Source organism: Pantoea septica (assembly GCF_002095575.1).
Classification (GTDB): Bacteria; Pseudomonadota; Gammaproteobacteria; order Enterobacterales; family Enterobacteriaceae; genus Pantoea; species Pantoea septica.
In genome coordinates this window covers 15295-38850 of record NZ_MLJJ01000002.1, presented here as the reverse complement: position 1 = coordinate 38850, position 23556 = coordinate 15295, and the positions used below count along the sequence as shown (strand labels likewise).

The following is a 23556-nucleotide window of genomic DNA, read 5'->3' as shown; positions in this document are numbered from 1 at the left end:
TCATGTATTGCTGGTACGCGAAGGTGGCGGAATTGGTAGACGCGCTAGCTTCAGGTGTTAGTGTCTTAACGGACGTGAGGGTTCAAGTCCCTCTCTTCGCACCAACAACCACGATTTTCATCTCGCATCGCACTGCGCGAAGGTGGCGGAATTGGTAGACGCGCTAGCTTCAGGTGTTAGTGTCTTAACGGACGTGAGGGTTCAAGTCCCTCTCTTCGCACCAATGCGGCGATATGAAAAGCAAGATGACTCAAATGCGAAGGTGGCGGAATTGGTAGACGCGCTAGCTTCAGGTGTTAGTGTCTTAACGGACGTGAGGGTTCAAGTCCCTCTCTTCGCACCAGAGTTGTCCTCCCCTGTTCCACCTCTCTGTTTTACTCTCTCTGTTTCAGGCCCCATGAAAATTCACCGCAACGGCCGCTAATCCGCCCGCTAACGCCAGGCATGAAGGCAGCAGCAGATAGTGACGCAACCGGCGATGGAACAGCATCACCACCGTCAACAGCAGCGCGACGATCATCACGATACGCCACTGGCTAAAGCTCGGCTCCCATAGCGCAAAGCACGGCATCGCCGCGCAGGGCAGGAGCACGCCCCAGGCGCTGTCCAGTTTTTTCCCCATCACCCAGCTGAATCCCCACAAGCCGCAGGCGGCAAACACGGCCATCAACATGGCGTCGACCTCAAATGATAAGAGTTCCCATTATCATATGATAATAAATCTCATCTTGCAGCCTGTTTTTTTCTCGCAGGACCGGAAGATGACAGACCAGTTGGAAAATGCTAGATTGCGGCCGATAACACCTTTCATAACACAGCAAATTTGCTCATTGTCCGGCAAATGAATTTATTCTTGCCGGAATGCGCTTTGATATTTCAGGGCCGTTTCGAGTATTAATAATGAAATTACAATCTTACGATGAATTGAAACAGAGCAAATATCGGCTATCGCTGATGCTCTTTCTGTTTTTAAATGTCGCCGTATCGCTGTTTTGCCTGATCCCTTTCGCCGGCAGCCCGGCTGCGGACTTGCCTGCGCCGATTATTACCGTCGCGCTATTTAGCGCCTCGACGTTAATTGCGTGTTTAATCAGGCCCAAACTGAAATTACCTTTATTAAATCCTGTGGCATTACTGCTTGGCGCGTTTTGGGCCTGGCATATTGAGCTCAAATATCAGCAGGTCTTCTTTTTTGACGACAATTTCCTGATGATTAGCCTGCTGAGCGTTTTTTTTATCAGCGCTATCGCCCTGAGCGATTATCTGCCGGCATTTTGTCTACATATCACCCCGCCGGTGGTAACGGTGCTGCTGCTGGATAAGGGCGCGCATCTGGCGATGCTGCTGCTGACCATCTCGTTGCCGCTGATCGGCTTCTCTCTGCAGCACCTGATGCGCCGCCGCGTCGATCGCTTCACCCGTCGTCTGATGCGCCAGCTCTATGAAGAAAAAGAGACCTTCAGCGATCTCAGCATGCTGGACCCGCTGACCGGCCTTTATAACCGCCGCGGACTCAAAAACCGGCTGGATAATATTCTGGAAAATCACGCCGGCAGCCACTTCGTGCTGCTGCTCGATATCGACCACTTCAAGGCGTATAACGACAACTACGGCCATGCCATGGGCGACCAGGCGCTGGCGCGCGTGTCGGTGGCGATCCGCGACGCCGTGCGTTCGCGCGATGTGGTGGTGCGTTATGGCGGCGAAGAGTTTCTGGTGCTGATGACCAACGTTAACGCGTCGATCGCCATGAAGCTGGCGGAGCGCATTCGCCAGTATGTGCTCGATCTGGAGATCCCCCACCGTTTCAACGAAAAGGTCTCTACCCACGTTACCGTCAGCGCCGGCATTGCGCCAATCTTCGACGACGAGTTCGATCAGGCGGTCGCCAACGCCGACCGCGCGCTCTACGTCGCCAAAAATCAGGGCCGAAATACCATTCTCGCCTGGGAAGACTTGCCCAAAACCCTGACCGTCAGCGGCGAAGCGCTGTAATTCTTCGCCCGTCATCGCGGCGACGCGCGGCAGGCGCCCGGCCGCGCCGTCAATTTCGCCGACTTGTGAATAGGACTAAGAACGATTATCATTCTTTCTTCTCTGCTTCCAGGGCGTGTTATTCAGCATGGCGAACATCAGGCAGCAATCTCAACGCTTTCAGTACGCTCAGCCTATTTTTATGCAGGGCGATCGCTCGCTGGCGCGCGCCCTGCGCGATCTTATGCGCGAGCAGCACAGCTATATGCTGGAGAGCATCCACCTTGATGAAGCCGCGCCCGCAGACGCTCTGACGCTGGCGGAGTGGGCTCGCCCGGAACAGTTTCCTGCGCTGGCGCAGCGCTACAGCGACTATCTCTATCGTCAGCATCCCGACGCCGTTCAGGAGGCGAAGCCGGTTCAGTCGCTCTGGGCGCAGTGGTATTTCGGCCTGCTGCTGCCGCCGCTAATGCTGGCGCTGCTGGCGGAATCGCGCGCGCTCGACTGCTCGCCGCAGCATATCCACGTTCAATTCCACGAGCATGGCCACCCTTGCGCCTTCTGGATCGCGACGCACGAAGATGAAGAAGCGCGCTACCTTACGGCACCGCAGCGTATCGATCGCCTGATCCAGCAGCATCTGATCCCGGCGGTGAACGCCATCGCCCAGCATGGCGGCATCAACGCCAGGCTGATCTGGAACAATATGGGCTTCTCTTTTCACTGGTTCCTCGGCGAGCTGAAAACCCTGCTGGATGAAGCGACAATTCTGCAGCTTGAGCAGACGATCTTTTTCACCAGCCGCCTGCAGGACGGCAGCGACAACCCGCTCTACCGCACCATGCTGCCGCGCGGCGGCGAGATGGTGAGGCGCAGCTGCTGCCAGCGCTACCGCATTCCCGACGTCGAACGCTGCGGCAACTGCACGCTCAGCGTATAAAACCGTCTCCCGCCGCACTTTCTCCTTTTCTCTCGTTTACACTTTTTCCGCCTTGTGGCAGTTTTTACGCCTTCGACCTGCATGGAGAAAAAGATGAGCCTGGAGTCGGTACGGCAGTTTTTCGCCGAACACGCACCTGATATCGAGATTATCGAGATGTCGCAAAGCACCGCTACCGTGGAGATGGCGGCGCGCGTTCACGGCGTCGCGCCGGGACAGATCGCCAAAACCCTGTCGCTAAAGGTCAAAGACGAGGTGGTGCTGATCGTCACGCGCGGCGATGCGCGGCTCGATAACCGCAAGCTGAAAGCGGCGCTGGGCGCGAAGGCGCGCATGCTGAGCGTCGATGAGGTGGTGAACTGGACCGGCCATCCGGTCGGCGGCGTCTGCCCGTTCGGGCTAGAAAATCCGCTGAAGGTCTACTGCGACGAGTCGCTGCTCCGCTTCGACGAAGTGCTGCCCGCAGCGGGCGCCGTCCATAGCGCCGTGCGTATTACCCCACAGCGTATGGCCGAGCTGACGCAGGCGCAGTGGGTAGACGTGTGCGAAGCGATCTAGGGCGTCGGCTTCGACACCGCGCCTGATATTTCGATGCCGCGCGTTTCGCGGCCGAAGGCGACAAACAGGCAGATCAGCACCGCCACCGTACCGGCGACGATGGCCATTCCCAGGCCGTAATTGCCGTGATGCGCCTCGGCGATGCGCGACTGCAACGTGGCGTTGACCGAGGCGATCAGATTGCCCAGCTGATAGACGAATCCCGGCAGCACCGCACGCGCGTTGGCGGGCACCAGCTCGGTGAGATAGGTTGGCACCACGCCCCACGCGCCCTGCACCATAAACTGCATCAGAAACGCGCCCAGTCCAATCGCCCAGGAGCCGCTGGAGAAGGCCCAGAGCGGCAGAACCGGCAGCGCCAGCAGCGACGCCAGCATAATCGCCTTTTTACGTCCGATACGCTCCGACAGCGCGCCGAAAAAGACGCCGCCCAGCATCGCCGCGATGTTGTAGCTGATGGCGATCAGGCTGACGGTGTGTGCGTCGAATTGATGCTGCACCTTCAGGAAGGTGGGATAGAGGTCCTGCGTGCCGTGGCTAAAGAAGTTGAAGCAGGCCATCAGCAATACCAGATAAAGACACATTTTCCAGTGCTGGCGGATGATCGGCAACAGCGCGCTGCTCTCCTGGCGCTCGCGCGCCGCCAGCCAGACCGGCGACTCTGGCACTTTGAAGTAGATAAACGGCAGTAGCAAAATGGGCAGCGCGCCGATCAGGAACATGCCGCGCCAGCCTACCGCGTCGAAAAAGAGCCCGAAGATCACCGAGGCCAGCAGATAGCCGCACGGATAGCCCGCCTGAAAGATGCCGGACATCAGCCCGCGCGAGCGGTCGGGAATGGTCTCCATCGCCAGCGATGAGGCGACGCCCCAGATGCCGCCCATCGCCACGCCGTAAATAATGCGAAAGCCGAGAAAGGCGCCGAAGCTCGGCGACCAGGCGGAGAGCAGCTCAAACAGGGAAAACATCACGATATTGAGCATCAGAACCGGCCGACGGCCATATTTCTCCGCCAGCCGTCCAAACAGCAGCGCGCCGATCGGGCGCACCGCCAGCGTCAGCATAATCGCGACCGACACCTCTGAAACCGAGGCGTGAAAGTATTGCGCGAGGTCGCTTAAGACGAATACCAGTATAAAAAAGTCAAACGCGTCCAGCGTCCAGCTGGCGAAGCTGGCAAATGCCACATTCCGCTGGGTCGGGGTCCAGTTAAACATAAACGTATCCTGTCAGAGCCATTCGGATAAAGGTCCGAAAGAAAGAGACGTAACCGCCGGAGCGGTTACGATATTGTTAACGTTTTGTTTATAGCACTTTGCCAAACGCGAGCGCGTTCAAATGCTGGCATCCCTGACGTCAGGATGTAACTAAGGGTGTCGACGCATGTCACTTCAGGCGAATCGCCCGGCTGTTGCCCTGCGGGTTAGCGTTTAAGCTGCGTCAAAGCCTGTTCGAGGATCTCCAGCAGCAGCGCGTTATCGACGTGGTGCAGCACATGAACCAGCGCGCCGCTGTCGACGGGAATGCCGACATCCACGCGCAGCGGCGTGCGATAGCGCCAGCTTTTGCCGCGCGTTGCGCCCGGACGCAGTTCAATATCCACACGGTAGTCGGTGCCGTTCGCCACGCGCTGATTTAGCAGCCAGGCGACCACCAGCGCATCGTGGATCCAGCTGCCAGGGAGATGGCGGGTGCGGATAGAGTAATCGATCCACGGACGCAGCGTGTCGCGCACAAAATGGGAGAGCGGATGATCGCCGGCAGTGATGCGCGACAGATCCTGATGGGTCAGCAGCGTCTGCGTGGTCACGTCCATCGGCGCCAGCGTGATAGCTGCGCCGCTGTGCAGCACCTGATGCGCCGCCTCGGGATCGAGACCGAAATTGGTATCTTTGATGTAGTCGTCCAGCGCGAATACGCCGCCCATCACCACAATCTCCGCCACCGCTTCCGCCATCGCCGGATAGCGCTGCAGCGCCATGGCCACGTTGGTCAGCGGGCCGAGCGCCACCAGGGTAATTTCGCCGGGGCTGTCGCAAATCAGCCTGCCGATAGCCTCGGCCGCGTCGTAACCGTCCGCCGCCATCGGCTTCGGCGCGCGCACGCCCTGCCACAGCCTGACCAGATCGAGCTGCTCTACGCGGTTATCAAGCGCCGTGCGCCAGGGCGTATGATCCTCTTTCAGCGCCTGAGAGGCGCCCTGCACCACCGGAATAGCCGAGCCGAGGCGCGTCAGTAGATCTTTCGTTACCTGCGCGCCGATGTCGCTCGGCGTATTGCCTGCGACGGTGGTGATCAGCTCCACCGACAGCGCAGGCGAAGCAAGGGCCAGCGCGAGCGCCAGGCCGTCGTCAGTATTGGCGCCGGGAATGCCGTTGCCCGGATCGCAGTCAATAATCACTCTTTTCATGATGTCGTCGCGTTGGTTTTAATGTGCGGCGTACAGCCGCAGGATTCGCCGATTTCAAGGTAGTGCGGAAACTCGTGCAGCTTCGCCTCGCCGTCCCAGTTTTGCAGCATGGATATGGCGCAGCGCGCCATAGCCTGCAGCGGCTGGCGTACGGTGGTTAAGGTCGGCACATGGAAAGCGGACTGATCGGTGCCGTTGAAACAGGCCAGCGCCACATCCTGCGGCACGCGAATATTGCGCTCGGAGAAAGCGCGAATCGCGCCGATCGCCTGCCCTTCGTTACTGGCAAACAGCGCGCGCGGCGCGCCGGGACCGGCCAGCATGCGCCGCGCCGCTTCGTAGCCGCCCTGCCGCGTATAGCTGGCGGGAAAGATCAGCCTCTCATCAACCGGCGTCCTGTGCGCCGCCATCGCGTCGCGCCAGCCCTGAATACGATCCTGCGCGTTAAGCATCTCCAGCGGCCCGCTGATGATGCCGACCTGCCGATAGCCGTGGCTGAGCAAATGGGAGGTGACCTGAAACGCTGCCTGACGCTCATCGACGCGCAGCATGCTGACGCCGGGCTGCGGCTCAACGCGATCCAGCATCACGAACGGCGTCCCGCTGGCCTGAATCACGTCGATATAGGGATGGCGGTCGACGCTGTTGTAAAACAGGCCGTCGACCTGACGGTTCAGCAGACTGTGGATCAGCTCCAGCTCGCGCTGACGGTCGTCGCCCGCGTCGCCGAGCAACATCACGTGACCATGATCCAGCGAGGCCTGCAGCAAAACGTGCGCCATAGAGGCGACGAAAGTATTGCCGATATTCGGCACGATCAGCCCATAGGTTTTGGTGCTGCCCGACGCCAGCGCACGCGCCACGCCGTTGGGGCGATAGCCGGTCAGCCGGATGGCCTCCAGCACGCGCTGACGCGTGCTTTCCGCCACCGGACGCGGACCGTTGTTGATCACGTAGCTGACCACCGCCACCGATGTGCCGGCCATTTTCGCCACGTCGCTGCGTGTGACTTTGCCTGACGGCTGTTTCAAACTTTTAGCTCCCGATGTAAACACGAAAGGCCGTGAATCATCACGGCCTGCTCGTTAGCGTGCGGGAAGCGACGCCGCACTAGATGGCGTCTTCCGGCAGATTGAGATCGCGCCCTCGCGTCTCAGGCGCGACAAAGGTCGTGAAGAAACCGATGGCCGCCATGGCGGAGAAGTAGACCGCTATCGGCCACCAGTGACCGCTCCAGGAGAGCATCGCCGCCGCCAGCAGCGGCGCGGTGCCGCCCGACAGAATCGAGCCCAGCTCTTTGGCTACCGCCATTTTAGTGTAGCGATGTTTAACGCCGAACAGCTCTACGCCCCACGCGGCCTGCACCCCGTAGATGCCGAGCGACGCCAGCGCCATGCCGACCACGATCACCGGGATCACGATGGCCGGTTCGCGGCTGTCGAGCAGATAAAAGGCAGGCCAGGCGTAGAACATCAGCAGCAGGCAAAAGCCGCGATAGGTGATGCGGCGGCCGAAGCGATCCGAGAGCCAGCCCGCCAGCGGGATCACCGCAAAGCCCAGCACCGAGGCGATAAAGACCGCCGTGGTCGGCACGGATTTATCGACCATCAGCACCTTCGCCACATAGCCAACCATAAAGCCCTGCGCCAGATAGGAGGGACCGTTCTCGCCGATACGCAGACCAACCAGCGTCCAGAACGCGCGCGTGCGCGTCCAGAATCCGCGCGTATCCGCCACCGGCTGCGCGTCGCGCGCCGCGGCGCGTTCCGCTTCCAGCTCCTGCTTTCTGCGCTCGAACACCGGGGTTTCGCGCAGATGGCGACGGATCCAGAGCGCCACCAGCGCAATCAGCACGCTGCTGAGGAAAGGAATGCGCCATCCCCAGGCCAGCAGGCTCTCTTGATCCATCTGCACCACCGCCAGCCACACCAGCGCGGCGAGCAGCGTGCCGCTGTTAGAGCCCAAAGCAATGACCGACGAGACCAGCCCGCGCCGCTCGACCGGCGCATATTCGCCCAGCATGACCGTGCCGCCGGAGAGCTCCGCGCCGGCGCCCAGCCCCTGGGTAAAGCGCAGCAGCACCAGACAGGCGGGCGCCCACAGGCCGATGGTGGCGTAGCTGGGGATAAGGCCGATTAAGGTAGTGGAAGCGCCCATCAAAATGATGGTGATGACCATGACCGTTTTTCGCCCTTTGCGATCGCCGATCCAGCCGAACAGCACCGCGCCGATAGGACGCGCGATAAAGCCGACCGACCAGGTGGCGAAGCTGGAGAGCAGCGCCATGGCAGGCGTCGCCTGAGGAAAGAAAACATCGCCGAAGATAATGCCCGCCGCCAGGCCATAGAGCGCGAAATCTGCATACTCCATCGCCGTGCCGAGCCAGCAGGAGAAGGTGGCGCGCCAGAAATCTTTGCGCCCGGAAGAGGTGGTCAGCCGCTCATCGGCGGCGGAGTGCGAACGCGTGGAATCGCGCTCAACGGAGTGTTGTGCCGTCATACCATTTCCCTGTGTTAGTGATCGTGAACGCCCTTCCGTGGGACGGTTCTTTGATAGCAATCAGAACTCCCCGGGTGGCGATGTACTGGTTGGCTAACCCTTGTTGCGGTCAGTAAAGAATTCCCTGGTGTTGGAATCTCTGACTTTGACTGCTCTGCCGATGTTAAGCACCGGTCGTATAAAACAGCCAAAGGACTAAACCTGCTGGGCCTTTCTCGCATCGTCCGCCGCGAGTAATCACTGAGGGCCATTTTATCTACGCGCGTAGATAAATCAAGTAAATTTAGCCATAGCTGTCAAAAATCATACAGCGCAGAAAGGGGTTAAATCTATTTAATACATTAAATACAATTACTTAAAATAAAAAGAAAGAGCATATTTTAAACAGTGTCATTTAGCACTTAACACTTTCCCTTAATAATACCTGGCCGTGACCTGTTGCAGCGAAGCGGATAGCGTTATCGCCTGGAAACATGACGAGAGGATGACACTCTCCGCTGTTTCACCAGGTTAAGTCAGGTTTTAACATTGTGTCGCTTTGCATTAGGCTTAGAGCAGAACGAAGCAGGAGTCCTATGACCATTATCTTGATGCGACACGGCAAACCCGACCATCGCGCCGCCGGACGGCTCAGCGCCCAGGGACTGGCCGACTGGTGCGAGGCGTATGACATGGCGCCGGTGTGCGACATGCCGCCCGATCGCAGCCTGACCATCGCGCGTCAGGCGTCGGTGATCGTCTGCAGCCCCCTGTCGCGCGCGCGCTCTTCGCTGACGCGTCTCGGCCTGCAGCCGCTCCACGTCGACGCGCTGTTCAGCGAAATCTCGGTTCCGCTGATCGCCTCGCGCCGTCTTGAAATGCCGGCCGTGCTCTGGCTGGCGCTGCTGCGCATGCTGTGGCTATGCGGCTATGCAGGCGAAAGCGAGTCGCTGCTGCGGGCGCGCGAACGCGCCGCGCGCGCCGCCGATCGGCTCATTACGCTGTCGGAGCAGGGCACGGTGCTGCTGCTCGGCCATGGCCTGATGAATAAAATGATCGCGCGCGAACTGCGCAAGCGCGGCTGGCAGGCGGAAAAACACGCCAGCAGCCGCCACTGGAGTTCCGCGATCTATCACCGCCCTTTTATCTGACCAGATCGAAAAAGCTCAGCACCTCGCAGCCGGTGCCGACGCGCGGCGTGGCGATTACGCGGTTCTGCGCCAGATCGACCACGCTTAAGGTGCCGTCGCCTTCGTTCGCGATGAGCAGCTGCTGGTTATCAGGGCTAAAACAGCCGTCCATGGGTTTGTTTCCTACAGGAATATCGCCCAGCGGATTGAGGAGATCGTCGAACAGCGTGATGACGGGCTCGCCATCGCCTATTGCCACCAGCCGCTCGCCGTTCGCGCTGAATCGCACTACCTGACAGGGTTGCTGATGTCCCGGCAGCGCCAGCCGCTGGCGCACGCGGTGGCTCTGGCGGTCGATAACGTAGAGATAAGGCGCATCCGCCGCGCTGGCCACCAGATAAGGATGCTTCGGCGACGCCGCGATGCCGGCGATGGGGCCTGGCAGCAGTATGGTATCGATCACCCGCCCTTCCGCTTCGCACAGATCTACCACGGTAATGGTGGCGTCCTCTTCATTTTCGGTAAACAGCTTGCGGCCGCTGGGCGAGAGCGTCAGGCGGTGAGCGTTGTGTGAAGGAACGGGGATGCTCTTTTCCACGCGATCGGTGGCCGGATCGATCACCGCTACCGCCGCGCTGCTTTCGCAGCAGAGATAAACCTTGCCGTCGCGTCCCAGCTGACCGCTGTGCGGCGCGCGCAGCGGCGAAAGGTCGATAAAGCCGCTGATTTCGCGCTTCGCCAGATCGATTACCGCCACCTTATGGCCCGGGTGTGGATTGTCGCCGTGCGCGCCGTCGCCGTAAATCGGCACATAGGCTTTTTGCCACGCCGGCAGCATCAGCAGCTCATGCGGACGCGGCGGGAAAGCGTTGAGCTCGCGCTCGACGGCAAAGGTCTCGGGATTGAGAAACAGCACGCGATTGCCCTGCTTATCGACCGCCAGTAATCCGCGGGTGGTTTCAGACATAGCGACTCCTTTTCTCAGTAAGCCTTCCTTAAGCGTAGACAACTGCGGTTATGCCACCATCCCCGGATGAATACATCAGCACGGTTAAACAAGCACCCTAATCCCCAGGCGCGATGAAGCACTCAGCCAGCCCCTGCTATTTCTAAAGAGGAGAGATAAAAACCAGGATTATCTTTAGCCGCTGCGATAAATAAAGAGAAGAAGCCTCTTATTTAAATATAAGGCAGACGGTAAGCCGATAATCGACAATATGGCGCGCCGCTTTCCGGATTATCTGAAATTCAGCAAAAGTCGTAGCGCGCATATAAATAATGCTTTATTAAACTGATGAAGAGATTTTATACACAGTCGTGAGGAGATGCATGCGCGCGCTGCGCTACGCCTCACCGGGGAAACCTCCGCCGCAATAATCACAATAACAGGTGCCTCATGAATCCATACCGTCAACATCCTGCATACTCTCTCTGGCGCAGCTGGAAACGCGTCTCTTTCAGCAGTCAAATGCTGTGGCAGAAAAAAAAGCACAGCGCCCTCTCCGCGCCGGAATATGATGCCAGCCAGGAGGAGAATCTGGTGATCCTCTCTGCCGAGAAAGCGCCCGCGGCGATCCCGAAAACCATCTGGATGGTCTGGCTCGACGACCAGCTGCCGCCGTCGCTGCGTGTGAATATCAATCAGCTGCGTCAGGATAATCCCGACCATACCCTGCATCTGGTAACGCAGCGCACGCTGACGCAGTGGCTGCCGGAGATGGCGTTTATCTCCGCCGATCTGACCTCTGCGCATAAAAGCGAAATTATCCGGCTGGAGCTGCTGCACCGCTTCGGCGGCATCGGTATCGACTGCGGCACGCTGTTATTTGAGAAGCTCGACTGGGTGCACCAGGTTCAGCAGGATAAGCCGATGGACGTTATTGGCTATTACCGCGAAAACAGCACGCTTAATTTCCTGTCGCCGGTTATCGAAGGCTGGTTTATCGCCGCCGCGCCGGGCAACGCCTTTATTCGCGAATGGCTGAAGCAGCTCGCGCCGATTAAAAACCTCGGCGTGCAGAACTATATTAACGATTTGAAGAAGCGCGACGACTATCCGCTTATCGTACAGAAAATTCACCACCCGGCGCAGGCGGTGCTGTCGCTGGCGCAGCAGGTGGCGGTAAAAGAGTATCGCCGCGTCAATTTCCACTTACGCAAAGCGGACGCCAATGCCTGGTTTTATCAGCAGCTGCACGCCGGCAACAGCGACGCGTTCGCCTGTTCGGTGCTGTTTCGTCAGCGGCCGCAAACTCCGCCGCCCGTAATCCGCCTGAGCGGCGACGAGCGGCTGCACCTCGACTTTAACCTGCGTATCGGCCTCTATAACCGCGCCAGCCTGCTGGGCGAGATGATGCAGGCGCCGACGCGCCCGACGCTGGCGCTGCCCTCAGGCGTCGACAAAGCGCGCGCGTAGCCAGTGCGTAAAGGTCGTGACCGCGCGCGGCACCTGCGCGGCGTACGGCCTGACGATCCAGAGCTTCTCCGCAAAGGCCTCCACGGCTCGCCAGCGCGGCAGCACCTGCCGCAGCGCGCCGCGGGCAAGCGCCTCGCGGGCGCTAAAGTCCGGCAGCATCGCGATGCCCAGCCCCTGTAGCGCCGCATCGCGTATCGACTCGCTGTTGTTGGTGGCGAAACTGCCCTGCACGCTCACCTGCACCCGCTCCTGCGCCGCGTCGACAAAGGTCCAGCGCGGGGTTTCCACGCCGCGCGGATAGTATAAGCAGTTGTGCTGCGCCAGCTGATGCGGCGTCTGCGGCGCGCCGTGCGCCGCCAGATAGTCCGGCGAGGCCACCAGCAGCGTGCGCGTCTCGCACAGCGGCAGCGCGACATGGGTGTCCGGCAGCGCGCTGCTGTGGCGGATCGCCAGATCGAACCCTTCGCTGCTGAGCGAGACGAGGCGGTCCGTGACGTCGAGCTGCAGCCGGATGTGCGGCCAGGCGCGCAGGAAATCCCCGACGATCGGCACCAGCTGCTGGCGCGCGAACGCCACCGGCGCGGTCACTCTCACCAGCCCGCGCACCGGTCCGGCGGCGTCGCGCACGCCGAAGAAGCTCTGCTCGATACGCGCGAACGGGTCGCGTAGCTCCTCCACCAGCTTTTCGCCTGCCGCCGTCAGCCGGACGCTGCGCGTGGTGCGCTGGACCAGCGCCGTGCCCGCCGCCTGCTCCAGCTCTTTAATCTTCTGACTCATCGCCGCTTTGCTCACTTCCAGCCGCTCCGCCGCGCGGGTAAAGCTGCCCTGCTCCGCCAGCACCAGCAGCCAGTGCAGATGGATCCAGAGCGCGTCCGTTTTTATCTCTTTCATCATGAACTGTTCACTATATTGAATAATCAATTCAGCAGGGGCGCTTTTTCTTTCCTGCTTAAAAGGTCAGGATAACGGTCACAGCAGCACGCTGGCAGCGCCAGGATGCGGGCGGTCTTACCCACATCAGCGCCCTGTGCGCCAACGTACAGCCTATCTAAATTACGCTCTCGACAGGAGAAAAAGATGCCGCTACTGCAATTCGACGTGATCCAGGGACGTTCCGAATCTGAACTGCGCACGCTGCTGGACGCGGCGCACCGCGCGGTGCTGACCGCCTTTCAGGTGCCGGAACGCGACCGCTATCAGATTGTTCATGAAAACAAGGCATACCAGATGGTTTTCCAGGATACCGGCCTCGGCTTTAGCCGCAGCGATAACCTGGTGATGGTGCGCGTCTATACCAGCCCGCGCAGCGCCGAACAGAAACAGCGCTTTATGGCGGAGCTGGCGCGCGAGCTGCGCGAAAGCAGCGGCGTGCAGGGCCATGATCTGATGATCAGCTTTATTACCAACGACAAAGGCGACTGGAGCTTCGCCGACGGCGAAGCGCAATACCTTACCGGTCGGCTTTGATTTCCCGCCTTTTTGCTCCGCTATCAGCGACGGCCAGCGCGGCCGTCGCGCGCTTTTCTCTCTGAAAGATTACCCACTGCACAATTCGGACGGCATAGGTTGCAGCGCTATGACAGCCATTATAGATTGACGCCAGTCTGTCTATGCTCATCGCGGGCTGCGCAGGAAGCGCTCATTCACTTCAAGAGAGGATTTGACGTTGTCCGAATGTGTTTCAGTGGCGCTCTTTCTGGCGGCCATTGCCGTTTACTCGTGGAAAGCCGGCCGTCATAAGCTCTGGTTTTCCTTTGTGCTGCTTCTGCTGGTGCTGTTCGTCCTGCTCAACGCCACGCTCTTCGCCAGCAACTACTTCACCGGGGACGGCATCAACGACGCGGTGCTCTATACCCTGACCAACAGCCTGACCGGCGCGGGCGTCAGTAAATATGTGGTGCCCGCCATCGGGCTGCTGCTGCTGCTTTTTTTGTTGATCTGCCTGCTGAGCTGGCTGCTGCGCCGCCACGAGCGGCCGCACCATCTCGGCTGGAGTTTGCTGGCGGTCGCCTGCGCCGCCGGATCGGTACAGACCACGCCCGCGTTTCGCCAGGTCACCAGCCTGGTCGCCTCGCATACCCGGCTGGCGGACTCCGACTTCGACAGCTACTACAAGGTGCCGCAGAAGGTCATCAACAACCCGCAGCTCAATCTGGTCTATATCTACGGCGAAAGCCTGGAACGCACCTACTTCGATGAGCAGGTTTTCCCTGGCCTGGCGCCGGAGTTGAGCCAGCAAAAGGCGCAGAGCCTGGATTTCAGCGAAACCGTGCAGCTGCCCGGCACCGACTACACCATCGCGGGCATGGTCGCTTCGCAGTGCGGCATTCCGCTGTTCGCGCCCTTCGACGGCAACGCCTCCGCCGCGCTCTCCAGCTTCTACCCGCAAAACGTCTGCCTCGGCGATATTCTCAAAAATTCCGGTTATGAGAACTGGTTTATTCAGGGCGCGGATCTGCGCTTTGCCGGTAAAGATATCTTTTTGAAATCGCACGGTTTTGATGCCGCTAATATGGTGGGCTCGCAGGAGCTGAAAGATCGCGTCGCCGATCCTGCCTACCGCAACAACTGGGGCTACTACGACGACACGGTGATGGATGAGGTGTTCGAGAAGTATGAGGCGCTGTCGCGCCAGCAGAAACGCTTCGCCCTGTTCGCGCTGACCGTGGATACGCACCATCCCGACGGCTTCGTGTCGCGCAGCTGCCAGCGCAAAAGCTACAGCTACGAGGGCAAGCCCAACCAGTCGTTCAGCGCAGTGGCCTGTTCGCAGGAGCATGTGGCGCGGCTGATCGCCCGCATTAAGGCGTCCCCTTACTTTAAAAACACCGTGATCGTGGTGACCTCGGATCATCTGGCGATGAACAACACTGCTCATCAGTATTTGATCAAGCAGCCGCGCCGCGATCTCTTTATGGTGATCCGCGGCGATCGGCCGCAGGCAGAGGTGATCGACCAGCCGCGCAGCACGCTGGATAATGGCGCGACGGTGCTCGATATCCTCGGCGGCGATAAGGCAATCGGCCTCGGCCGCAGCAGCCTCGCGGGCGCAACGCTGGCGGGCCAGCTCACCGATTTTCAGAGCCATATCAGCCGCTGGAAGGCGGATATTATTCAGCTGTGGAACTTCCCGAAAAAGCTCGATCGTTTCGTTATCGATACGGCGAAAAACAGCTTCAGCTTTTCCGGCGCGACGTTCCGGCTGCCGATCCTGTTCCGCGTCGCCGAGAACCACGTCGAGCCGCTGCCGGAAGGGGAATATGCCGCGCCGCTGCGCTACCAGCTGGCGGACTTCACCGCCAGCGAGAAGTTCGTCTGGGTCGATCGCTGCTTCCGCATGGCGCGTCTGTGGCAGCCTGAGCTGGCGCTCTCCACCGACTTCTGCGTGGCGATGGGGCAGCTCGGCGGCCAGCCGAGCGTCGCGCGCATCGACAATGTGCAGTGGAAAGGTCAGGCGCGGTTCCCGCAGCAGACGCTGAGCCCGGCCACCTATCAGCGCAACGAAAACCTGCTGCGCGTCGAAGAGAATGATATCCGCTACGACGCCGACCGCTTTTTGTTCGCGGTGCCGGGCGCGCCGGCCAGCGTGAAGCGCTTCAGCGGCATCTCGCGCTGGGAAAACTGGGGACGCTGGTCCAACGCCAACCTGGCGCCGGAGGTTAAGATTGAATATGTCGATCCGCTGCCCGCGCGTTTTGATCTGGTGATCACCGCGCGCGCCTTCGGGCCCAACGCGCACCGTCCGATTCCGGTGCGCGTCGGCGATCGGGAGCAGCTGCTGACGCTGGGCGAGGAGCTCTCCACCACCACCCTGCACTTCACCAATCCGGCAGGCGAGCATACGCTGACCATCGCGCCGCCGGAGCCGCAGCAGAGCAATGTGGGCAATATTACCGGCCAGGATCCGCGTCGGCTGGGCATCGGCATGGTGGATATCCGCATCGTGCCGCAGAGCTAGCTCAGGGGCGCTGGCGCAGCGCCTCCAGCGTTTCGCGCTGCCGCCCGTCGGCCCCGAAGTTATCCGCTGCCAGCCAGCGCATGAAGCCCTGCTTCACCTGCGGCCATTCGCTGTCGATGATCGAGAACCAGTGGGTATCGCGCGTGCGGCCGCGATAGACGATCGCCTGGCGGAACGCCCCCTCATACTGAAAACCGAGCCGGGCAGCGGCGCGGCGCGAAGGCGCGTTCAGGCTGTCGCACTTCCACTCGTAGCGGCGGTAGCCGAGCTGTTCGAAGGCGTAGCGCATCAGCAGAAAGTGCGCCTCGGTCGCCTGGCGCGTGCGCTTCAGCAGCGGCGAAAAGGCGACGTGCCCGACTTCGATGACGCCGTGCTCCGGCGCGATGCGCATCAGCGCCAGCGTACCTGCCGCCCGCCCGCTCTCAAGATCGATTACCGCGAAGTGCAGCGGATCGCGGCTGCTTTCCATCTGCTGCGCATAGCTGAGCCATTCCGCCTCGTCGGCAAAGGGGCCGGCGAACAGATAGGTCCAGTCGCGGCCATCCTGCGCCCGTTCATAGGCGGCGCGCAGCGCCTCGCCGTGCTGCGCCACGCTTAACGGCTCAAGGCGGCAGTAGCGGCCCTCCAGCGTTTCGCGCTGCGGCAGCGGACGCGGCTGCCAGTCCGTTAACGGTTGGCCGACCGGTTGGCCATATTCATTGGTGGTGTGCGACATAGTATCTCCTTGTTGTGGTTACCCCGAGCGTGCCGCTTTTCTGGTAGGCTAAAAAGCTCCACGGCCTAAGAGAATGATGGATCCACGCATGCCTGACGCCCGTTCGACCTCGCCTGTCCAGCTGCTCTCCGCCCCGCTCGCGCTGCGCGGCGGCGAAACCCTGCAGCAGCAGCTCTGCCAGCGCGTAAAGCGCGCGATTCTCGCGGGTCAGCTTCCGGCGGGCACGCGCCTGCCCGCGACGCGGCAGCTGGCGCAGGATCTTCAGGTGTCGCGCAATACGGTGATTAACGCCTGGACGCAGCTACAGGCGGAAGGCTACCTGATTAGCGATCGCCGGGGCAGCCGCGTCAGCCCGATTGCGCTGCCCGCGCCAGCCGCCGCCGACGTCGGCAGCCAGGCGCCGGTAGCCGAGCGCGTGGCGATGCTGCGCTCCGGCCATCGCTACAGCAGCGAAGAGATGCCGCTGCGCGCCGGGGTGCCCGCGCTGACGCACTTTCCCTTCGCCGCGTGGCGACGCGCCCTAAACCGCGTGCTGAACGACACGCCGCAGCGCCTGCTGGGCTATGGCGATCCGCTGGGGGAGATGGCGCTGCGCGAAGCGCTGGCGCAGCATCTCAGCCTGACGCGCGGCGTGCGCTGCCAGCCGCAGCAGATCGTCATCACCGAGGGCGCGCAGCAGGCGCTGTCGCTCTGCGTCACCCTGCTCAGCAACCCTGGCGATATCGGCTGGGTGGAAGATCCCGGCTATCGCGGCGCGAAAGCGGCCATGCTCGCAGGCAACCTGCGCGTGCAGGCGGTGGCGGTGGACGAACAGGGATTAGCGCCCGACGACCGGCTGTGGCAGAGCGCCCCGCCGCGCCTGATCTTCTGCTCGCCGACCCACCAGTACCCGACCGGCGCGGTAATGAGCGCGGCGCGCAGGCTGGCGCTGCTCGCCCAGGCGCAGGCGCATCAGGCGTGGATTATTGAGGATGACTACGACGGCGATTTTCGCTACGTCGGCGAGCCGATCGGCGCGATGCAGGGGATGACGCCCGGCGCGCCGGTTATCTATATCGGATCGTTCAGCAAGACGCTGTTTCCGGCGCTGCGGCTGGGTTTTATGGTGCTGCCCGCGACGCTGGCGACGCCGCTGCGTCCGGCGCTGCACGAGCTGCTGCGGGGCGGCAATCGCCTTGAGCAGCAGGCGCTGGCCGCTTTTATCGCCAGCGGCGACTTCACACGGCATCTCAGCAAGATGCGCCGGCTTTACCGGCAGCGGCAGCAGACGCTGCGGCAGGCGTTGCAGGAGACGCTGGGCGAAAATGTCCCGCTGCTGGGCGGCGAGTGCGGCATGCATCTGGTGCTGCGGCTGGCGGACGAGATCGACGACGTCGCGCTGGCGGCGCAGCTGTGGCAGGCGGGCTACGCGCCCGCCGCGCTCTCCAGCTACTGCGCGGAGGAGACGCCGCTGCGCGGGCTGGTGCTCGGCTACGGCAACACCAGCGGCGCGCAGCTTAAGGCGGGCGTGCGGCAAATCGGTCGGCTGCTGGCGCGGCCGCCGCGCTGAGTCCAGCCCGCTGTACTGCCAGCGCGGCGCGTCTCACACTCTGCGCGTCGCGCGCGCAACCACCCTGTCCTGACCCGGCTTCTTTGAAGCAGCTCACGTTTCCCGAGCGCTGATTTACCAACACTGCCTCCAGACCATCAGACTGGAGTCCAGCATGCTGGAAATAACACCTGTGCCCGCACTGACGCGCGGCATCGCCATCCTTAACTTTATCGCCCAGCATGGCCCGAGCAGCGCGGCCGAGATTATCGACGGCCTGAATCTGCCAAAGAGCAGCGCCTATCTGCTGCTGGCTGAATTGAAGAAGCAGCGCCTTATCACTGTCGATCGCAACGATCGCTATCGCCTCTGGACGCGGCTGGTGGAGTTTGCCGGGCATGCGCTGGAGAAGATGGATATCCGCGAAATCGCGCGTCCGCGCCTGACGCGGCTGATGCAGGAGAGCAACCTGCTTTGCCATCTCGGCATCATCGACGGCGGCCACGCCTGCTACATCCTGAAGCTAGAGTCCCCCGCCACCATCAGCGTGCGGTCCCATGAGGGCAAAAGCCTGTCGCTGCACCGATCCGGCATCGGTAAATGCCTGCTCGCCTGGCAGTCCGCCGAAGAGCAGGCGCACATCATTTGCCAGCTGCGCTTTGTCGCCGTCACGCCGACCTCGATTCGCAGCGCAGAAGCGTTGCGCGCCGAGCTGTCGCGCATCCGGCGCCAGGGCTGGAGCTTCGATAACGGGGAAGATTATCCCGACGTACGCTGCGTCGCGGCGCCGATCTTCGATGCCCGCCGTCAGTTAGTCGCCGCGATCTCGCTGGTCGGCACGCGGCTGCAGATCGACGACGACAACCGCGACTATTTGGCAGGCCGTGCGCTGGCCTGCGCACGCGATATTTCTTACGCCCTGGGCTGGCGCAGCCCGGCGGAATCTTTCGCTTCTTAATTCTGGAGAGTGCTATGACCTTGCCAAAAATCAAAACCGTCCGCGCCTGGTTTACCGGTGGCGCAACCGCGGAGAGAGCGGCGGCGGGCGCCGACTATCATGACCAGGCCGGCGGCCACTGGATCGACGATCATATCGCCACGCCGATGAGCAAATACAAAGCCTATGAGCAGTCGCGCCAGTCGTTCGGCATCAACGTGCTGGGTACGCTGGTTGTAGAGGTCGAGGCGGACAATGGCCAGACCGGCTTCGCTATCTCTACCGGCGGCGAGATGGGCTGCTTTATCGTGGAAAAGCATCTGAACCGCTTTATCGAGGGGCGCTGCGTCAGCGATATCAAGCTGATCCATGACCAGATGATGAACGCGACGATGTTCTACTCCGGCTCCGGCGGCGTGGTGATGAATACCCTGTCTTGCGTCGATCTGGCGTTATGGGATCTTTTCGGCAAGGTGACGCAGCTGCCGGTCTACCAGCTGCTGGGCGGCGCAGTACGCGACGAGCTGCAGTTTTACGCGACAGGCGCGCGTCCCGATCTGGCGCAGGAGATGGGCTTTATCGGCGGCAAGATGGCGGTGCAGTGGGGGCCGCACGACGGCGACGAAGGCATTCGCAAAGAGGCGGCGCGTATCGCCCACTATCGCGAAGCCTGCGGCCCCGACTTCTGGTTAATGCTCGACTGCTGGATGAGCCAGGATGTGAACTTCGCGACCAAACTGGCGCACGCCTGCGCGCCCTACAACCTCAAGTGGCTGGAAGAGTGTTTGCCGCCGCAGCAGTACGAAGGCTATGCGCAGCTGAAACGTCAGGCGCCGCCGGGCATGCTGATCACCAGCGGCGAGCATCACGGCACGCTGAGCTCGTTCCGCACCCTGGCCGATACCGGCATCGACATCCTGCAGCCGGACGTCGGCTGGTGCGGCGGACTCACCACGCTGGTGGAAGTGGCGGCGCTGGCGAAATCGCGCGGCCAGCTGGTGGTGCCGCACGGCTCGTCGGTCTATTCGCATCACGCGGTGATCACTTTTACCAACAGCCCGTTCAGCGAGTTCCTGATGACCAGCCCGGACTGCAGCACGCTGCGCCCGCAGTTCGATCCGCTGCTGATCAATGAGCCGGTGCCGACGCGCGGCCGGCTGCACAAATCGGCACTCGACAAGCCCGGCTTCGGCGTCGAGCTGAACCGCGACGGCCTGAAACGTCCCTATACCCACTAAGTGCGCAGGCTGCACGGCAGCCTGACGCCTGACCCTGCTACGAGGATCGCGATGATGAACAGCCTTGTGCAACAGGCGGTGCGGAAAAACCGCGCCCGCTTAATTCCTTTTATGCTGATGCTCTACGTGCTGGCGTTTCTGGACCGCGCCAATATCGGCTTCGCCAAAGAGGCGTACCAGCTCGATACGGGACTGAGCAACGAGGCTTATGCGCTGGGCGCGGGCATCTTCTTTGTGGTCTATGCGCTGTTCGGCGTGCCCGCCAACCTGTTGATGCGCCGCTTCGGCGCGCGCAGCTGGATTGGCGGCACTACGCTGCTCTGGGGAGTGCTCTCCGCGGCGATGGCGCTGGCCGACAGCGAAGCTAAATTCCTGCTGGTGCGCACCCTGCTCGGCGCGGCCGAAGCGGGCTTTTTCCCCGGCATGATCTATCTCACCTCGCAGTGGTTTCCGCAGCAGCAGCGCGCCAGCGTAATGGGGCTCTTTTATATGGGCGCGCCGCTGGCGCTGACCTTCGGCTCGCCGCTTTCCGGCGCGCTGCTGGAGATGCACGGCTTTCTCGGCCATCCGGGCTGGTTCTGGATGTTTATGATCGAGGGGATGATGGCGGTCGCCGCCGGGCTGTTTACCTTCGCCTGGCTCGACAACAGCCCGGCACAGGCGCGTTTCCTGAGCCCTGAAGAGAAAACGGCGCTTCAGCAGCAGCTGGAGAGCGAGGAGCGGCAAAAACCCACTGCGCGACTGCGCGACGCCCTGCGCCAGGGGCGCGTCTGGCATCTGGCGCTGATCTACATGACCATTCAAATTGCGGTCTATGGCCTGATCTTCTTTTTACCCTCGCAGGTCGCCGCGCTGCTGGGCACCAAAGTGGGCTTTATCGCCTCCGTGGTGGCCGCTATCCCGTGGGTCGCGGCGCTGTTCGGCACCTGGCTGATCCCGCGCTACGCCGATCGCAGCGGCGAACGCCGCCGTATCGCGGCGGTGACGCTGCTGGCCGCCGCCACAGGTATCGGCGTTTCCGGGCTGGTTTCGCCGGTGCTGGCTATCGTCGCGCTGAGCGTGGCTGCGGTTGGCTTTATTGCCGTACAGCCCGTGTTCTGGACCATGCCGACGCAGCTGCTTTCCGGCAGCGCGCTGGCGGCGGGCATCGGTTTCGTCAATCTGTTCGGCGCGGTGGGCGGCTTTCTCGCGCCGCTGATCCGCGTCAACGCCGAGTCGCTTTTCAGTAGCGGCAGCGCCGGTCTGCTGGTGCTCGCCGCTATCGCCGCCGCAGGCGCGCTGATGATTTTCGGCCTGAACCCTGACTCTCGCGTTGCGCTGGCATCGCAAGCTAAACATTAACTCTGGAGGCACCATGCAGGATCCCCTACATAACCCGTTTAAAGCCGGTCTGGCGCGCGGCGAAACCCAGCTCGGCCTCTGGCTGAGCAGCACCTCCTCCTATCTGGCCGAGATCGCCGCCACCAGCGGCTATGACTGGCTGCTGATCGACGGCGAGCATGCGCCGAATACGGTGCAGGATCTCTATCATCAGTTACAGGCGATCGCGCCCTACCGCAGCCAGCCGGTGATCCGGCCGGTGGAATTCCAGCAGGCGTTGATTAAACAGGTACTGGATATCGGCGCGCGTACGCTGCTGGTGCCGATGATCGATACCGCCGAGCAGGCGCGCACGCTGGTCGCGGCGACGCGCTACCCGCCAGCCGGCACGCGCGGCGTCGGCGCGAGCGTGGCGCGCGCGGCGCGCTGGGGACGCGTAGAAAACTACATGGCGCGCGCGAATGAAGAGCTCTGCCTGCTGATCCAGGCGGAGAGCAAAACGGCGATTGATAACCTTGATGCGTTACTGGAAGTCGAGGGGGTAGACGGCATTTTTATCGGTCCGGCCGATCTCTCCGCCTCGCTGGGCTATCCCGACAACGCCTCGCATCCGGAGGTGCAGCAGGTTATCGAGCAAAGCATCCGCCACATCCGCAAGGCGGGCAAAGCCGCCGGTTTCCTGGCGGTTGATAGCGCAATGGCGCAGCGGGCAATTAGCTGGGGCGCGAACTTTGTCGCCATCGGCGTTGATACCATGCTCTACACCGACGCGCTGGATCGGCGGCTGGCGCAGTTCCGCCAGCAGACCTCAGGCGCGCCGCGCAGCAGCTACTGAGCGGGCGCGGCGATGGAGCGCCGCAGGATAAGCTCGGCACCAAAAGCGGGCAGCGGCCCGACGCGCTCGCCGCGAATATCGGCAATCAGGCGGCGCGCCGCCTCGCGCCCCATCTCATAGACAGGCTGCGCCACCACCGTCAGCGGCGGCGCGACGATTTCGCTCCAGGGAAAGTTGTCGTACATGATAAAGGAGAGATCCTGCGGAATGCGCAGCCCGCGCTGCGCCACGGCGCGCAGCATTGACATGGCCACCAGGCTGTCCGAGGCGATAATCGCGGTCGGCGGCGCGGCGCGCTGCCACAGCGCCTCGACGATGCGCGCAATCTGCGCGTCGTCGCCGGCGTTCGCCTGGATCAGCGACGTATCGTAGTCCCGGCCGGCCGCCGCAAAAGCGTCCATGATGCCGCCGACGCGCTGCGCCACCGGCGTCAGGCCAAAGTCCGCTGCGTCACGCCAGGCGCCCTCCAGCTCCATGCTGGTGATATAGGCGATGCGCTCGTGCCCGGCCGCCAGCAGCCGCTGCGTCGCCTCCCGCGCCACGGCGGTGAAATCGCAGCAGATCGCCTCGACATCCAGGCCGATGACCGCGCGATCGAACAGCCGGAGCGCACGCCCCTCTTCCAGCACCTGCAGCAGATGGCCATTTTTTTCGCGCGCCGATTGGCTGGGCGCAACGATGATGCCGTCGACCCGCTTCTCCAGCATCACGCGCACCGCATCCTGTTCGGCCTGCAGTTTCTCGTCGCTGTTGCCCAGCAGCAGATGAAAGCCCGCCTGGCGCGCCACGTCGGCCATGCCGCGCAGCGCCAGCCCGAAGTGCGGGTTCTCGATATCGCCGACGATCACGCCGATGGTGTTGGAGCGGCCGGTGTTCATGGTGCGCGCCACCTCGTTGGGCCGGTAGCCCAGCGCCGCTGCCGCCTGGTTGACGCGCGTCTGCACCTCTTCGCTGACGGCGCCGTAGCCGCCGAGCGCCCTGGCCGCCTGCGCTTTCGATACGCTGGCCGCCCGGGCGACGTCGGCGACGGTGGGCGCTTTAATGCGTGCTTTCTGGTTGGTCATAATTAATTCGAATCACAGGTTGATGACAGAGAGATTGACGTCGAAAAAAGGCTGT

At 61.9% G+C, this 23556-nt stretch carries 21 protein-coding genes and 3 tRNA genes; 15 read left to right on the top strand and 9 right to left on the bottom strand.

The window, feature by feature from the left end; all coding sequences use genetic code 11:
* The first annotated feature begins 17 nt into the window (after nucleotides 1-17).
* From HA46_RS01330 to HA46_RS01320, 3 genes are all read left to right on the top strand, one after another.
* Nucleotides 18-104: transfer RNA gene (locus HA46_RS01330), tRNA-Leu, on the top strand.
* Nucleotides 105-136: 32 nt separating this feature from the next.
* Nucleotides 137-223: transfer RNA gene (locus HA46_RS01325), tRNA-Leu, on the top strand.
* Nucleotides 224-256: 33 nt separating this feature from the next.
* Nucleotides 257-343: transfer RNA gene (locus tag HA46_RS01320), tRNA-Leu, on the top strand.
* Between the two features lie 45 nt (nucleotides 344-388).
* Here HA46_RS01320 and HA46_RS01315 read toward each other — a convergent pair.
* Nucleotides 389-673, bottom strand: a complete 285-nt coding sequence (locus HA46_RS01315) for a DUF1435 domain-containing protein (RefSeq protein WP_033793419.1) — start codon at nucleotides 671-673, stop codon at nucleotides 389-391.
* Nucleotides 674-900: 227 nt separating this feature from the next.
* On the opposite strand from HA46_RS01315, the gene HA46_RS01310 reads away from it, so the two are divergent.
* The 3 genes from HA46_RS01310 (at nucleotide 901) to HA46_RS01300 (ending at nucleotide 3472) form a co-directional block, all read left to right on the top strand.
* On the top strand, nucleotides 901-1995 hold the full coding sequence (locus HA46_RS01310) for a GGDEF domain-containing protein (RefSeq protein WP_084881956.1): 1095 nt from the start codon (nucleotides 901-903) through the stop codon (nucleotides 1993-1995).
* A gap of 127 nt (nucleotides 1996-2122) precedes the next feature.
* Entirely contained in the window at nucleotides 2123-2914 is a 792-nt protein-coding gene (gene fhuF / locus HA46_RS01305; protein WP_084881955.1) for a siderophore-iron reductase FhuF, read from the top strand.
* Between the two features lie 93 nt (nucleotides 2915-3007).
* On the top strand, nucleotides 3008-3472 hold the full coding sequence (locus HA46_RS01300; RefSeq protein WP_084881954.1) for a YbaK/EbsC family protein: 465 nt from the start codon (nucleotides 3008-3010) through the stop codon (nucleotides 3470-3472).
* On the opposite strand, the gene HA46_RS01295 is transcribed toward HA46_RS01300, so the two are convergent.
* From HA46_RS01295 to HA46_RS01280, 4 genes are all read right to left on the bottom strand, one after another.
* Complete coding sequence (locus HA46_RS01295) at nucleotides 3469-4689, bottom strand: MFS transporter (protein WP_084881953.1); 1221 nt, start codon at nucleotides 4687-4689, stop codon at nucleotides 3469-3471. The two genes, HA46_RS01300 and HA46_RS01295, sit on opposite strands and share 4 nt — an antisense overlap.
* A gap of 206 nt (nucleotides 4690-4895) precedes the next feature.
* Nucleotides 4896-5882: a nucleoside hydrolase gene (locus HA46_RS01290; RefSeq protein ID WP_084881952.1), complete on the bottom strand. Its 987-nt coding sequence runs from the start codon at nucleotides 5880-5882 to the stop codon at nucleotides 4896-4898.
* On the bottom strand, nucleotides 5879-6868 hold the full coding sequence (locus tag HA46_RS01285) for a LacI family DNA-binding transcriptional regulator (protein ID WP_084882021.1): 990 nt from the start codon (nucleotides 6866-6868) through the stop codon (nucleotides 5879-5881). Before HA46_RS01285 ends, HA46_RS01290 begins: the two co-directional genes overlap by 4 nt.
* Before the next feature lie 124 nt (nucleotides 6869-6992).
* Nucleotides 6993-8381 carry an MFS transporter gene (locus HA46_RS01280; protein ID WP_033793412.1) on the bottom strand — a complete coding sequence of 463 codons (1389 nt, stop codon included), beginning with the start codon at nucleotides 8379-8381 and terminating at the stop codon, nucleotides 6993-6995.
* 575 nt (nucleotides 8382-8956) lie between these two features.
* Between HA46_RS01280 and HA46_RS01275 the strand changes: the two genes are divergently transcribed.
* On the top strand, nucleotides 8957-9511 hold the full coding sequence (locus HA46_RS01275; protein WP_084881951.1) for a histidine phosphatase family protein: 555 nt from the start codon (nucleotides 8957-8959) through the stop codon (nucleotides 9509-9511).
* Here HA46_RS01275 and HA46_RS01270 read toward each other — a convergent pair.
* The gene (locus HA46_RS01270) at nucleotides 9504-10457 is read right to left on the bottom strand and encodes a beta-propeller fold lactonase family protein (protein ID WP_084881950.1); all 954 of its coding nucleotides are present in this window, start codon (nucleotides 10455-10457) and stop codon (nucleotides 9504-9506) included. The genes HA46_RS01275 and HA46_RS01270 overlap by 8 nt on opposite strands.
* A 429-nt stretch (nucleotides 10458-10886) precedes the next feature.
* Here HA46_RS01270 and HA46_RS01265 point away from each other — a divergent pair, with 429 nt between their 5' ends.
* A complete protein-coding gene (locus HA46_RS01265; RefSeq protein ID WP_084881949.1) occupies nucleotides 10887-11906 on the top strand; it encodes a glycosyltransferase family 32 protein in 1020 nt (339 codons plus the stop codon).
* Here HA46_RS01265 and HA46_RS01260 read toward each other — a convergent pair.
* Nucleotides 11880-12797, bottom strand: coding sequence for a LysR family transcriptional regulator (locus HA46_RS01260; RefSeq protein WP_033793597.1), 918 nt, complete (start codon nucleotides 12795-12797; stop codon nucleotides 11880-11882). The genes HA46_RS01265 and HA46_RS01260 overlap by 27 nt on opposite strands.
* Before the next feature lie 186 nt (nucleotides 12798-12983).
* Here HA46_RS01260 and HA46_RS01255 point away from each other — a divergent pair, with 186 nt between their 5' ends.
* Both HA46_RS01255 and opgB read left to right on the top strand, forming a co-directional pair.
* Nucleotides 12984-13373: a tautomerase family protein gene (locus HA46_RS01255; RefSeq protein WP_033793408.1), complete on the top strand. Its 390-nt coding sequence runs from the start codon at nucleotides 12984-12986 to the stop codon at nucleotides 13371-13373.
* Nucleotides 13374-13572: 199 nt separating this feature from the next.
* Entirely contained in the window at nucleotides 13573-15864 is a 2292-nt protein-coding gene (gene opgB, locus HA46_RS01250; RefSeq protein ID WP_084881948.1) for a phosphatidylglycerol--membrane-oligosaccharide glycerophosphotransferase, read from the top strand.
* Nucleotide 15865: 1 nt separating this feature from the next.
* Here opgB and HA46_RS01245 read toward each other — a convergent pair whose 3' ends face one another.
* Nucleotides 15866-16579, bottom strand: a complete 714-nt coding sequence (locus tag HA46_RS01245) for a GNAT family N-acetyltransferase (protein ID WP_084881947.1) — start codon at nucleotides 16577-16579, stop codon at nucleotides 15866-15868.
* 88 nt (nucleotides 16580-16667) lie between these two features.
* Between HA46_RS01245 and pdxR the strand changes: the two genes are divergently transcribed.
* The 5 genes from pdxR (at nucleotide 16668) to yfaU (ending at nucleotide 22437) form a co-directional block, all read left to right on the top strand.
* Nucleotides 16668-18128, top strand: a complete 1461-nt coding sequence (gene pdxR / locus HA46_RS01240; protein WP_033793405.1) for a MocR-like pyridoxine biosynthesis transcription factor PdxR — start codon at nucleotides 16668-16670, stop codon at nucleotides 18126-18128.
* Between the two features lie 154 nt (nucleotides 18129-18282).
* A complete protein-coding gene (locus tag HA46_RS01235) occupies nucleotides 18283-19065 on the top strand; it encodes an IclR family transcriptional regulator (protein WP_084881946.1) in 783 nt (260 codons plus the stop codon).
* 14 nt (nucleotides 19066-19079) lie between these two features.
* Nucleotides 19080-20282: an L-rhamnonate dehydratase gene (gene rhmD / locus HA46_RS01230; protein ID WP_033793403.1), complete on the top strand. Its 1203-nt coding sequence runs from the start codon at nucleotides 19080-19082 to the stop codon at nucleotides 20280-20282.
* A 51-nt stretch (nucleotides 20283-20333) separates the two neighbouring features.
* Complete coding sequence (locus HA46_RS01225; RefSeq protein WP_084881945.1) at nucleotides 20334-21623, top strand: MFS transporter; 1290 nt, start codon at nucleotides 20334-20336, stop codon at nucleotides 21621-21623.
* Nucleotides 21624-21636: 13 nt separating this feature from the next.
* A complete protein-coding gene (gene yfaU, locus HA46_RS01220) occupies nucleotides 21637-22437 on the top strand; it encodes a 2-keto-3-deoxy-L-rhamnonate aldolase (protein ID WP_084881944.1) in 801 nt (266 codons plus the stop codon).
* Here yfaU and HA46_RS01215 read toward each other — a convergent pair.
* Nucleotides 22431-23501 carry a LacI family DNA-binding transcriptional regulator gene (locus HA46_RS01215; RefSeq protein ID WP_084881943.1) on the bottom strand — a complete coding sequence of 357 codons (1071 nt, stop codon included), beginning with the start codon at nucleotides 23499-23501 and terminating at the stop codon, nucleotides 22431-22433. The genes yfaU and HA46_RS01215 overlap by 7 nt on opposite strands.
* Between the last annotated feature and the right edge of the window lie 55 nt (nucleotides 23502-23556).

Excerpts from the sequence above, each read along its gene's own strand:
- HA46_RS01315 (WP_033793419.1), bottom strand. The coding sequence starts at position 673 with ATGTTGATGGCCGTGTTTGCCGCCTGCGGCTTGTGGGGATTCAGCTGG.
- HA46_RS01310 (WP_084881956.1), top strand. The coding sequence starts at position 901 with ATGAAATTACAATCTTACGATGAATTGAAACAGAGCAAATATCGGCTA.
- fhuF (WP_084881955.1), top strand. The coding sequence starts at position 2,123 with ATGGCGAACATCAGGCAGCAATCTCAACGCTTTCAGTACGCTCAGCCT.
- HA46_RS01300 (WP_084881954.1), top strand. The coding sequence starts at position 3,008 with ATGAGCCTGGAGTCGGTACGGCAGTTTTTCGCCGAACACGCACCTGAT.
- HA46_RS01295 (WP_084881953.1), bottom strand. The coding sequence starts at position 4,689 with ATGTTTAACTGGACCCCGACCCAGCGGAATGTGGCATTTGCCAGCTTC.
- HA46_RS01290 (WP_084881952.1), bottom strand. The coding sequence starts at position 5,882 with ATGAAAAGAGTGATTATTGACTGCGATCCGGGCAACGGCATTCCCGGC.
- HA46_RS01285 (WP_084882021.1), bottom strand. The coding sequence starts at position 6,868 with ATGGCCGGCACATCGGTGGCGGTGGTCAGCTACGTGATCAACAACGGT.
- HA46_RS01280 (WP_033793412.1), bottom strand. The coding sequence starts at position 8,381 with ATGACGGCACAACACTCCGTTGAGCGCGATTCCACGCGTTCGCACTCC.
- HA46_RS01275 (WP_084881951.1), top strand. The coding sequence starts at position 8,957 with ATGACCATTATCTTGATGCGACACGGCAAACCCGACCATCGCGCCGCC.
- HA46_RS01270 (WP_084881950.1), bottom strand. The coding sequence starts at position 10,457 with ATGTCTGAAACCACCCGCGGATTACTGGCGGTCGATAAGCAGGGCAAT.
- HA46_RS01265 (WP_084881949.1), top strand. The coding sequence starts at position 10,887 with ATGAATCCATACCGTCAACATCCTGCATACTCTCTCTGGCGCAGCTGG.
- HA46_RS01260 (WP_033793597.1), bottom strand. The coding sequence starts at position 12,797 with ATGAAAGAGATAAAAACGGACGCGCTCTGGATCCATCTGCACTGGCTG.
- HA46_RS01255 (WP_033793408.1), top strand. The coding sequence starts at position 12,984 with ATGCCGCTACTGCAATTCGACGTGATCCAGGGACGTTCCGAATCTGAA.
- HA46_RS01245 (WP_084881947.1), bottom strand. The coding sequence starts at position 16,579 with ATGTCGCACACCACCAATGAATATGGCCAACCGGTCGGCCAACCGTTA.
- pdxR (WP_033793405.1), top strand. The coding sequence starts at position 16,668 with ATGCCTGACGCCCGTTCGACCTCGCCTGTCCAGCTGCTCTCCGCCCCG.
- HA46_RS01235 (WP_084881946.1), top strand. The coding sequence starts at position 18,283 with ATGCTGGAAATAACACCTGTGCCCGCACTGACGCGCGGCATCGCCATC.
- rhmD (WP_033793403.1), top strand. The coding sequence starts at position 19,080 with ATGACCTTGCCAAAAATCAAAACCGTCCGCGCCTGGTTTACCGGTGGC.
- HA46_RS01225 (WP_084881945.1), top strand. The coding sequence starts at position 20,334 with ATGATGAACAGCCTTGTGCAACAGGCGGTGCGGAAAAACCGCGCCCGC.
- yfaU (WP_084881944.1), top strand. The coding sequence starts at position 21,637 with ATGCAGGATCCCCTACATAACCCGTTTAAAGCCGGTCTGGCGCGCGGC.
- HA46_RS01215 (WP_084881943.1), bottom strand. The coding sequence starts at position 23,501 with ATGACCAACCAGAAAGCACGCATTAAAGCGCCCACCGTCGCCGACGTC.